At 62.9% G+C, this 10,825-nt stretch carries 6 protein-coding genes and 4 pseudogenes; 3 read left to right on the top strand and 7 right to left on the bottom strand.

Features of this window, described 5'->3' with window-relative positions; genetic code table 11:
- Positions 1-18: 18 nt before the first annotated feature.
- Together ACFVZH_RS39220 and ACFVZH_RS39215 are read right to left on the bottom strand one after the other, a co-directional pair.
- Complete coding sequence (locus ACFVZH_RS39220; RefSeq protein ID WP_384905276.1) at positions 19-276, bottom strand: hypothetical protein; 258 nt, start codon at positions 274-276, stop codon at positions 19-21.
- Positions 277-387: 111 nt separating this feature from the next.
- The gene (locus tag ACFVZH_RS39215) at positions 388-3,033 is read right to left on the bottom strand and encodes an AAA family ATPase (RefSeq protein WP_384905278.1); all 2,646 of its coding nucleotides are present in this window, start codon (positions 3,031-3,033) and stop codon (positions 388-390) included.
- A gap of 437 nt (positions 3,034-3,470) precedes the next feature.
- On the opposite strand from ACFVZH_RS39215, the pseudogene ACFVZH_RS39210 reads away from it, so the two are divergent.
- Positions 3,471-3,602, top strand: a pseudogene (locus tag ACFVZH_RS39210) (IS6 family transposase); the annotation flags it as partial.
- Positions 3,603-3,677: 75 nt separating this feature from the next.
- On the opposite strand, the gene ACFVZH_RS39205 reads toward ACFVZH_RS39210, so the two are convergent.
- The 3 genes and pseudogenes from ACFVZH_RS39205 to ACFVZH_RS39195 all read right to left on the bottom strand — a co-directional run.
- Entirely contained in the window at positions 3,678-4,391 is a 714-nt protein-coding gene (locus ACFVZH_RS39205) for an IS6 family transposase (protein WP_384905274.1), read from the bottom strand.
- Positions 4,392-4,706: 315 nt separating this feature from the next.
- Positions 4,707-5,525, bottom strand: a complete 819-nt coding sequence (locus tag ACFVZH_RS39200) for a RimK family alpha-L-glutamate ligase (RefSeq protein WP_384905272.1) — start codon at positions 5,523-5,525, stop codon at positions 4,707-4,709.
- Positions 5,526-5,935: 410 nt separating this feature from the next.
- Positions 5,936-6,737, bottom strand: a pseudogene (locus ACFVZH_RS39195) (IS701 family transposase); the annotation flags it as partial.
- A 187-nt stretch (positions 6,738-6,924) separates the two neighbouring features.
- On the opposite strand from ACFVZH_RS39195, the pseudogene ACFVZH_RS39190 reads away from it, so the two are divergent.
- Positions 6,925-8,371, top strand: a pseudogene (locus ACFVZH_RS39190) (ISAzo13 family transposase); the annotation flags it as partial.
- A 254-nt stretch (positions 8,372-8,625) separates the two neighbouring features.
- A pseudogene (locus ACFVZH_RS39185) lies at positions 8,626-8,922 on the top strand (transposase); the annotation flags it as partial.
- A 394-nt stretch (positions 8,923-9,316) separates the two neighbouring features.
- On the opposite strand, the gene ACFVZH_RS39180 reads toward ACFVZH_RS39185, so the two are convergent.
- Complete coding sequence (locus ACFVZH_RS39180; RefSeq protein WP_384905270.1) at positions 9,317-9,460, bottom strand: hypothetical protein; 144 nt, start codon at positions 9,458-9,460, stop codon at positions 9,317-9,319.
- Entirely contained in the window at positions 9,457-10,206 is a 750-nt protein-coding gene (locus ACFVZH_RS39175) for a tyrosine-type recombinase/integrase (RefSeq protein WP_384905268.1), read from the bottom strand. Before ACFVZH_RS39175 ends, ACFVZH_RS39180 begins: the two co-directional genes overlap by 4 nt.
- Positions 10,207-10,825 lie beyond the last annotated feature (619 nt).

The following is a 10,825-nucleotide window of genomic DNA, read 5'->3' as shown; positions in this document are numbered from 1 at the left end:
GCCAACACCAAGCCCGCGTCAGCCACCACAAACGACGCGGCCACACACCACCCGAACCTGCCCAACCGTCACGACAAGGACCGTTGCAGTACTAAGGCCCGCTTTTGGGCCCCGTCGAGCGGCCCTGACGTGGGAGGAGCCGATCACCGCCCGCGACCAGTCCAGCTTCTTCGCGACCCGCAGCTTCTTCAGCAGCACCGGATGCAGTTGGTCCCACACGCCGACGTCGTTCCAAGCGGCCAGTCGCCGCCTGAAGGACTGGAAGATCTTCGCCACCCGCTACCGCGGCCCCCTCACCCGCTTCACCCTCGTCGCCAAGGCCGTCATCGCCTTGCCTTCTACAAGAAAGGCTGGTGAAACCCCCGCGAATATACATCCTTCCTTCAATCAGCTGGAACGCCTCGTTCCTAGGGCATCAGCAAGTTCATTTCGAGTAGTAATACCGAGTTTATTATATATCCGCTGAAGGTGATTATCGACGGTGCGTACCGACAGTACAAGATCCTTGGCAATATCCTTGCTTGGGGAGTTTTTGGCCGCCAGTAGGGCAATCTCACGTTCCCGGTTGGTGAGCGTAGGCGCAGACCTAGCAATGAGCATGGCCGGCGTAGCGGCATCCCCGCATCTAGCGCTATAATCTCTTGCCTGCTGAGTTGCGGCCATGGCCAACCGCTTTTCTCCTGCCCTCGCCCAGGCAGCTGCTGCCGCACCTGCAGCCTCAGCGGCAACTAGGTCGACACCAATCGACCCAAGTTTCTCAGCTGCAACCATAAGAGCCTTAGGGTCGTCATTAGCCAGAGCGAATGCAAAATGCGCGCGAGCTGGGGCAAGGTGCCCATCGCACTGTTCAGCAATTTCACCCAACCGCGCGGCTACATTTTTCGCACCGCCCAGACGCGCGAGATCGGTCAACAGCAAAGCCTCACTGGCTATATGACCGTCACGCCGAGCTCCATCGGCAGAGTCTGTAAGAATTTGCCGTGCCTTAGCGGTGCGCCCCTGCAAGGCGGCCACCCATGCTCGACCGAGTCCAAACTCCCACTTATGCAACCCTCCAGCGACATAAATACTACGCGAGGCCGCTGAAAGGGAGGTCGCATCGCCCAGCAATGCCGCCGAGGCAGCGATTCCCGACTCCCCCAGTGAAATCGCCAGCTCGGCATGGTGAGCCCGTGCCAGTGACACTGCCTCCCGAAATAGCCCATTGGCCACCTTGGCATGCCCTGCAATTAGCTCGTTGCGGCCGAGAAATAGGGTCAGCCATAGTTGAGGAATAGGGGCCTGACATGCAACCGAAAGCGATATCCCATCCTCCCCTAGCTTTTGGGCATCAGGCAGTCTCCCCGCCTCTGTTAGGGAAACCACCATAGCGATCAGCTGGGCCGATGGATGAAGGTGAATGGTTGCGTCATCTACGGTAATATGCTTTTTGTATGCGGCCTCTGCAAGATTCAAAGCTTCCGAAGTGCGACCCATGGAAGCCAATCCTAGCGCCTTGGAGGAGGCCCCGAAAAGCCATACGTCTGAGTCTATGGTGGTATCAAATTCTCCTTCCTCCAAGTATCGACCCATGAGGGCCATCCCCTCAATAGGGCTTCCAGAGATAGTGCGAATAGATCCCTCATTAATCTTCATCATTCTGGCGCAAGAGGGACGGGTGACTTCCCTGGCGATAGCCTCATTAAGCTCGACCGCTTCCGTGATCCGATCCGCCATGTACAGGTTGAAGGTTCTCGCCCTTACGATATTCAGCTGCTCAGTATGCTCGACGGACTGGCTTGTAGCAGTTGCAAGGGTTTCCTCGGCTTCATCAAACTTCCCCAGCGATGACAGCGATTCACCGAGAAGCAGAAGCGTACTCGAGGTGTGAAACTCTCTGGGGATGGCATTAAGCAATGAAACCACCCGCGGATAGTCGTGGGAATGCCGGGCGAGGGTCGCTGCCTGAATCAGGAGAGCAGGGTCCGCAGTCCCGCTGGCCGCGAGCTGCCATGAAGCAATATGAAGAGTGTCTTCAGGGCGCCGGGCACCATAGGTCACCACACGTTCAGCCTGTGCCAACAACATCGCACGGCGGCGAAGGGGTGATATCTCAGCCCTCAGTACCTCCCCGTAAAGAGGGTGGGACAAATTCAAGGAAGTTCGTCGGCCTACCTGGTCAATGCGAATCAGTCCTGATTCTTCCAAGTCGACCAAGATGTCGAAATTGGTCAGGCCCTGGGCGTCAGCCAGAGATAGCGACCCGCATAGAGCGAGAAGATCAAGCACCGATCGCCCACCCAGTGGTGCGGATTCCAGTCGCTTCCGGACCAACTCAGTCAGTCGTGCACTACCCACAGGTAGCGACCCCGTCAGCTCCCAAACTCCTTCGCTTTTTTCCAGAGCACCGCAATCGAGAGCTCCTGTGACAAGCTCGCGAAGGTAAAGGGCATTTCCGCCGGATGAACTGAATAGCTCATGCAGTGTCCGTCGCCCGACGAGACCACTCAAGGCTTCCTGTAGTACTTCTTCGACCTGTTCCTTGTTAAGCTCGGCTAGATCGACTCGCTGGACTTGATCGCCATGCGTCAAAGTTTGCACTGCATCACTGATTGATTCACCGCTACGGACAGTTCCGACCAGCCGGACCACACCGGCATCCATTAGCTGCCTCAAGAGCATTGCAGATGTCGCGTCAAGAAACTGAAGATCGTCGATCATTAGGACCCAACGACGGCGTTCCGGCCCGGAAAGCGTGCGCACCGCTGCAGCGAAGCCTGCTACCGGGTCAGAGAAGTCGACTCCCATTGGCAGCAGGTGAGCGATTGCTCCCAGCGGAACGGCACCGGCAAGTGCACTCGCCGTAGCAAGTCCGTGACTAAATCCGGCGCGCGCAGCTTGGGTTAGAAATTCCTCGGCCAGCCTTGACTTTCCCACCCCGGAAGCACCGTATATTACAACGCCTCGCGCCCTGCGGTCTGTCAAAGAATTCACAAAGAGAGCGAGTTCTCTCTCTCGGCCAACCAGTGGCCAATGTAGCTTTCTGTCGTCCATCTTCAAAGGACACACCTCCTTGCAGTGCAGCCGCCAAGCTGCTTAGCAAAGCTAACGAGTGTGCACGCTGGGCACACGTTGCCGACAATAATATCACCTCCCGTTTGAATGGCGCCTGAAGACCGCGTTTGGGAACCGTCTGACTAGCGACTCCAGGGCCGACAAGGGACACCACCTCTCCGCAGAACCGCTGCTCAGCACCCCAGGCCGGCCGACGCTCCCAGTCGCCCAAGCCCAAAAAAGCAAGATCAACCGATTTCTCAAACATCGTCTCAGCTTGTCTTTTAACGTCCGGCGTCGAACGCGGCTCGAACTTGATCAGCGTTTTCGCAGTTCGGCGGACGTGTAGGCGGCCTTCGTCTGATCCTGGGCATTGTCAGGTTGAGCGGGGGTCTTCCTCGGGGCATGATCGTCGGTCTGCCGGATTGCCGGAGGGGCTGCTTGTGGACACGGTGTCGTACCGGGGTTTCCGCTTCCCGCCGGAAGTCATCTCGCACTGCGTGTGGCTGTATCACCGCTTCAGCCTGAGCCTGCGGGATGTCGAGGAGCTGATGTTCGAGCGCGGTATTGGGCGTTGTCAGGTTGAGTGAGCCGCCAGCGGGGTGATCCGATTCGAGGCGTGTCGGCCTGCGGTGGTGGCTGGTTCAGGCCGCGTTGGGTGGGACCGCGGTGCCGGTGATGTGGTTCCAGACGGCGAAACGGATGAGCATCTCGAGGCGGTAGCGGCTGGCAGTGGGCGGGTGGCGTCGGGGCCGGGAGTGGGTGAGATGCCGCTGAACGCGGACAGGAACCTTTGGGCCGCGCCGGCCGACTGGGAAGCCTTTCATCGCCCGCTCGCGTTGTCTGGTCGGCTGGTGGGAGTTCTCAGCCCGGTTGTTCAGCCCTTTGTGCGAACGGTGCTCCACCGACGGCATCACCGTGCGGTGGGCGGCCCGTAGGAACGGAGCTTGTCGGTGACGATGACCCGAGGAACTGTCCGGGTCTTGTCCAGCAGTTTCCGGAAGAAGCGCCTGACGGCGGGTCCCGTCGCGGTGGTTCTGCAGCAGGATGTCGAGCACGTTCCCGTCCTGGTCGACGGCCCGCCACAGATACTTCTGCACACCTTGGACCTTGACGAAGACCTCGCCGAGGTGCCATTTGTCGCCCGGCCGCGGGCGGTACCTGCGCAGCGCGTTGGCATAGGCGGGGCCGAACCGGCGAGTCCAATAATGGACCGTCTCGTGACTGACCTCGATACCGCGCTCGAACATCAGCTCCTCGACATCCCGCAGGCTCAGGCTGAAGCGGTGATACAGCCACACGCAGTGCGAGATGACTTCCGGCGGGAAGCGGAAACCCCGGTACGACACCGTGTCCACAAGCAGCCCCTCCGGCAATCCGGCAGACCGACGATCATGCCCCGAGGAAGACCCCCGCTCAACCTGACAATGCCCGTTGGTGGGCCCGAGGTCCGGGGTTCCCGCGCGGCGGTGCCTCAGAAGGCGGGGGATATTCTCTATTCCCGCGTATCGCTCATCCGTTCCGTAGAAAAATTGAGTATCGAATACCTGTCTGTGCCGCCTGTGGTGGGCGTCAATACCCCGATCGAACCGCCAATCCTGCCTCTCAGCGAACCAGCAACACACCAGGTCAGCCAGCACCCCGTACACCAACAAACCCCCCTTCCAGCGTCATCATCCGACTGCGGCAACGAGCGCGGCGGCGAAGCGGTCGGTGGCGCCGGGCCCGAATCCCAGGTAGAGAAAGGGTTCTACCAACTCCAGCTCGAGAAGCATGGGATGGCCGGTCTCGTCGCGGACAAGGTCGACCCGGGCGTACAGCAGTTCGTCACGCTCAGGCAGTACCGACAACGCTTCCTGCGCCAGATCCAAATGGTCCGCGGTCGGCTGCGGCAACACCATGCCAATGCAAGGGTCCTCGTGGAAGTCTGCTGCTTGGCCGACGAGGCGAGGATAACGCCGGACGGCATGGCTGAACTTGCCGCCGAGAAAGACCAAGGAAACCTCGCCCTCTTCCTGCACCATGGGCAAACATGGCTGGACCAAAGCGGTCCGACCGATCTCGGTGAGCCCGGCGATATGGGCAACGGCCGCTGACCTGTCACGCGTGCGGAGGGTGTCTTGCCCCGCGCAGGAGACGCTGGGTTTGATCACCAGCTCCGGCCATGGTGCCGCCTCTGCAGCGAGCGTTTCACCCGGGCCGATCCACACAGTAGGCACCGTGGCGATCCCCGCTGCAGCCAGATCCTTCAGATATGCCTTGTCTGTATAGCGCTGCAGCACCGACCGGGGATTGCATAGACGGGTATCCCGATCCACCTGGTCCACCCACCGAAGGAACTCAGTGTGTCGCTGTACGTAGTCCCAGGTGCTGCGCACCACCGCCAGATCGTACTTGCTCCAGTTGATCGCAGGATCATCCCAGTTGACCAGTTCTCCGTGTACCCCGTACTTCCGCAGTGCAGTCAGAACACCCTCCTGGTCGTGGTCCACCCATGGAGGGCTCCCAGGATTGTCGACATTATGTGTTATGTACGCGATTTTTCGAATAATGGGCATGTTATCCATCCATCATGATCTAACCCGGCTGGCACCGGTGGTGCCCCTGTGTCTGGCAAGAAGAACGGACCGGACGCCGCTCCGACAGACCAGAGCCAGGCCCCTCACCATCACACTCACCGCACCCGTATCCCCCCGACTGAGTAGCCGCTACTCATTCAGGCAAAAGCTGCCGTCTAGTACTGCAACAGTCCTTGTCGTGACGGTTTGGGCAGGTTTGGGTGGTGTGTGGCCGCGTTGTTTGTGGTGGCTGATGCGGGCTTGGTGTTGTCGTCGGCGTCGCCAGTGGGACCAGTGCAGGATGTGGTCGATCGAGGCTGGTCTCCGGTGGGTGAGGCGGTGGATCAGGCGTCGGAGTTCAGCCAGGCTGAGGGGGACGAGGCCGGAGGATCCGTTTCTGCTTTGTCGGTGTCGAGTTCGCGGGCTCGCAGGACGGTGAGGCAGGCGTGGGCGGCCATGGCGAGGGTCATGTGGCGGTGCCAGCCGGGGTAGCGGCGGACCTGGTAGTCGTCCAGGCCGCATTCCTGCTTGGCGGTCTGGAAGCATTCCCCGACCGCCCAGCGGGCCCCGGCGACGTGGATCAGCTCGTCCAGGGTGGTTCCGGCGGGACAGTAGGCAATGTAGTAGGAGATTTCCTCGGGCCGGCCGACGCTTCTGCGGGCGATGACCCGGTGGCGGCGGTCTTCCCGGTGCCAGGGCCTGACCTCGACCCTGGCCCAGTCAAAGACGCGGTGGCCGTGCGCCCCGCCCCGCAGGACCGGCGCTTCCACTTCCGCCTGGGCAGGCTGTGGAACAGGTCGTGAACCGGATGGTCGATGGCCCAGCGGGTGACGACGGTGTCGTGCCGGGTGGTGGCCATGACATGGAAGACATCGGCCCGTTCCAGCTCGGTCCGCCAGCTTTTCGAGTAGCCGTAGCCCGCGTCCGCGGTCACCCATCCGAACGGGATCTTCTCCTCGATCGCCCGGCGGACCATCGCCCTGGCCATCGCGACCTTGGTCTCGAATCCGGTCGTGTCCTCGATGCCGGCCCGCTGACACCGGTCGCGGTCGTCGGCGGCAGGTAGAGGCGCCGGTCGATGAGGGTGCGGCCGCGGCCGGTGGCATAGGCGAGATAGACGGCGACCTGCGCGTTCTCGATCCTGCCCGGGGGCCTGTATTTCAATTACTGAGCTTTTTCAGCAGCCACTCCGCAGAGTGAACGCTCTTCTGAGGTTGACCGGCTTCCGACCTGCGGCTGGGATTCCCTCCTGCGGACGTAGCCGTCACCCGATCGGTGGCCACTCTGAAAGAGCTCACTGCTCGGTGTACGGGTGTTGGCGGGACAATGAGGTGTGACTGCGGGTACGGCCGCTCGGGCTTCGGTTGTGGCTTTGAGGGCGAAGTTCGATCGGTTCCTTCCCCATCTCGATGAGCGGCGCCGTCGGATCTACCTGGCCAGCGAGGCCGCCGCGCTTGGCCACGGGGGGATCACGCTGGTGGCGGCCGCTTCTGGCGCCAGTGCGGCCACCGTCGCACGCGGGATCGCCGAGCTGTCCGGGCGTCCTTTGCGTGCCGGGCGGATCCGGGCTCCAGGAGCCGGCCGTAAGCCGGTGACGGTCACCGACCCCGGTCTGATGCCCGCGCTTGAAGCTCTGATCGAGCCGCACACCCGGGGCGATCCGGTCTCGCCGTTGCGCTGGACCACGCTCTCGCTGAGGTCTCTGGCCTCGGCGCTGACCAGTCAGGGCCACCCGGTCAGCGCGGCGACCGTCGGACGCCTGCTGCATGCCCTGGGATACAGCCTGCAGGGAACCGCCAAGACCACGGAAGGCGCCAGTCATCCGGACCGGGATGCTCAGTTCACGCACATCAACGCCACCGCCGCGGCCTTCCTCGACGACGACCAGCCGGTGATCAGCGTGGACACCAAGGCCAAGGAAGTGGCTCGGCAACCGCGACCGGCCCGGACGCACCTGGCGGCCGGGCAAGAACCCCATCCGTGTGGACTGCCACACGTTCACCACCAGTGACCAGCCCGTGGTCATCCCCTACGGGATCTACGACATCGCTCGCAACACTGGCTGGGTCAATGTCGGGACCGACCACGACACGGGCGAGTTCGCGGTGGAATCCATCCGCCGGTGGTGGCAGCAGCGCGGACGGGACGACCACCCGGACGCCGGCCGGCTGCTGATCACCGCCGACTGCGGTGGTTCCAACGACCCTCGCCGCTGGACATGGAAGAAGCACCTCGCCGCCTTCGCCCTGGAAAGCGGACTCGAGATCACCGTCTGCCACTTCCCACCCGGAACATCGAAGTGGAACAAGATCGAACACCGGATGTTCTGCCACATCACCGCGAACTGGCGCGGCAGGCCCCCGACCAGCTACGGGGTCGTCATCGAGACGATCGCCGCCACGACCACTCGCACCGGGCTCAGAATCGGAGCCGAACTCGACACCGGCCTATATGACCCGGGCACCACAATCACGGCCGCCGAGTTCCATGCCCTGCCGATCACACCCCACGCCTTCCACGTGGACTGGAACTACACCCTGGCACCGGTCGCACCCCGGCTTCCTAAGCAGGCACCGAGCCGGCATCGGATCGATCCCGCCCTGACCGTGATGCTCACCGACCCGGCCCTGACCGGCATGTCACGCTCCGCCTTCGACCGTCTGGTCGCCATCTCGGAACCGTATTGGGACGCCCTGGCCGAGGCGGCATTCCAACGACGCTTCCACCGCCCGCGCAGCTACCTTCACCCGCAGACCAGCAGCCTCGACCACTACCACCGCCTGCTGACCGCCCTGTTACGCCGCCGCAGGGCCGTCACCAGCACTCTTCTGGCCCAGCTCCTGAATGTTGGCCGGACCAACCTGTCCAACCAGTTCCAAGACGGCCACCGCCTCCTGGACCTGCACCGCGTCGCGGTCACTCCGCTGCCCGGGACCCCGGCCCGCACCCTTGCCCAACTACAAGCCCGCCTACCGTCACGACACGACGACACCTGCACAGATCAACTCTGACAGTTATTCAGACACACGCCCCGGGGCGGACGGAGAACTCCCAGGTCGGAGTCTTCCTTGCCTATGCGGCTCCGCTGGGTCGGACGCTGATCGACCGCCGCCTTTACCTGCCGGCGTCCTGGACGGACGATCGTGAACGGTGCCGACGGGCCGGCATCGACGACACGCTCGCTTTCGAGACCAAGGTCGCGATGGCCAGGGCGATGGCCCGCCGGGCGATCGAGGAGAAGATCCCATTCGGATGGGTGACCGCGGACGCCGGCTACGGCTACTCGAAAAGCTGGCGGACCGAGCTCGAGCGGGCCGATGTCTTCCATGTCCGAGAGTGACGTCGGCGAGGCGGCGTATGTAGCGGCTGTGACACCACTCACTGAGCTGGCCGCATCCCGTACATCCTGCGGGAACACCGGACCTTGTACGGGCGTGAATAGCCACAGCGGCATCAGAGACATCAACCGAAACGACCAGCACGTCAGCCAACTGCGGTAGCAAGCTGACCAGTTCAACAGAGCACAACCACAGGCTGCCCGCTACGCGGACCGGCTGACCATGTCACCGAGATGATCTTCGGCTACGAAATTCTTGCCAGAGCCACGTTCACGTGTACGCCGACACCTGCGCTGGAACCGGCCGGGCTTGGGCCCGGAGTCGTTCGATGCGTCCTCGCAGGTCGGGGTGATTATAGAGGAACGCGTGGGAGACTGCGGCCTCGCGCTAGACGGCCTGGAAGGTGATCGGCTCACCGCACTTGACCAGGGTGCGAATCGCCTTCTCTGCCGCGACGGTCTTGGCCTGGGACTTGGCCTTCGCGGCGGTGGCGGGTGTCTGGGTGCGCTTGGCGCGAGCGTCGTCGGTCATGGCCGGGTCCTTCGGTGACGGTCGAGGGTGAGAGGGACGGGGCCGGTGGGGGCGGCGCCGCAGCCGGCGCCCTGGACGGCGCATCCGGGCTTGGAGCGGATGGTGTCCAGCAGCTTGGTGAGAGCCGCGTGTTCGGCCCGCCGTTGCACTAGCCAGACGTTGTCCTCGGGTATCGGGCGGCCGTGCCGTTCCTGGAATGCGGTGGTGCTGCGGTTGATCAGGGCCTCGGTCTCGGCCAGCTGCCGTTCCAGAACACTCTGATGAGAGGCGTCGGTGACGAAGACAGAGCAGGTCAGGCAGGCATTTCCCTTGTCGCAGGTCTGCAGGGGCGGCAGCAGGCACCAGCCGTGGGGCAGGAACCGGTCGGCCCGGTTGAACAGGTGAAGACTGTCGTGGTCGTCGCGGGAGAAGACCACGTGGGTGCCGTCCGCCCGGAGTTTCGATGTGGCCAGGAACGCCTGCTCGGCGTGTTCCTGGCGGGCGGCGACGTAGTGCATCGTCATCGACGGGGTGGCATGCCCGGCATAGCGCATCAACACATGGACGGGCAGGCCGAGTTCAGCGAGCCGGGTCAGCTTGGTGTGGCGGAACCGATGCGTGTGGCTGAGGTCGACGGGCTTGCCCTTGCTGTCGGTGATCTTCACGGTCTTGCTGAACTCGCGAAGCATCCAGCTGTAGGTGCCCGAGGGGTAGGGCTTGTCACCCTGGCGGTTGCCGGTTCGCTGCAGGAACAGGTGGGGCGGCATGATGCCGGGGACACTCCCAAGATCAACCCGAGCGAGTGTGTACATGAGCCTGTACCCGCCTCTGCAGATCAGTGGCTCTGGCAAGATTTTCGCTTGCGCCGTGAGGCGCTGTTGGTTCGAGTGGAGGTGGAAGACCTGCACCAACCCGCTGTCGCAGCAGTCGGGTTGAAGCTGAGGGCAGCCTGATCCGGGTGATGCCGGTGAGGGTGAGAGCGGCCCTGACAAAGCCGGGACGTGTCCAGTACTGCCAGATGGGGCGGGTCCGGCGAGCGTGATGGAGAGGAGTACGCGAGGAACCGGCGTTTTACGTCTCTTAAAGTGCCTCCGGCTCGAACCTGGTGGATCAGGGCCGGTAGCGGTGCGTACTCGGGTCGTCCTTTCGGGTGGTCTGACAAATCCTGGGCTGGTCTACGAAAGCTGGCCGGGAGGCCACGAAGAAATCCTGCGGCGTACTCGTGGCGATGCCGCAGGGACACAGTCGGGCTCCTCCTTCGTCGAGCGAACCACAGTGAACACGGGAACCGTCCCGAACCTCGCCCCGTCGCCTGTCTCCATCAGGCTGCCGGGGCTGGGCGCATCGACCGCTGATCGGTTGGGGACGGGGCGGAGCCGCCGTAGT

Origin of the sequence: Streptomyces sp. NPDC059534 (assembly GCF_042743475.1) — a bacterium.
GTDB lineage: Bacteria > Actinomycetota > Actinomycetes > Streptomycetales > Streptomycetaceae > Streptomyces.
The sequence above is the reverse complement of the archived record's forward strand: the minus strand, read 5'-3'. Positions and strand labels throughout refer to the sequence as shown.

Bases quoted from the DNA above. Each gene is read 5' to 3' on its own strand.
- ACFVZH_RS39215 (WP_384905278.1), bottom strand. From the start codon at position 3,033: ATGGACGACAGAAAGCTACATTGGCCACTGGTTGGCCGAGAGAGAGAA.
- ACFVZH_RS39180 (WP_384905270.1), bottom strand. From the start codon at position 9,460: ATGACCGACGACGCTCGCGCCAAGCGCACCCAGACACCCGCCACCGCC.
- ACFVZH_RS39175 (WP_384905268.1), bottom strand. From the start codon at position 10,206: ATGCCGCCCCACCTGTTCCTGCAGCGAACCGGCAACCGCCAGGGTGAC.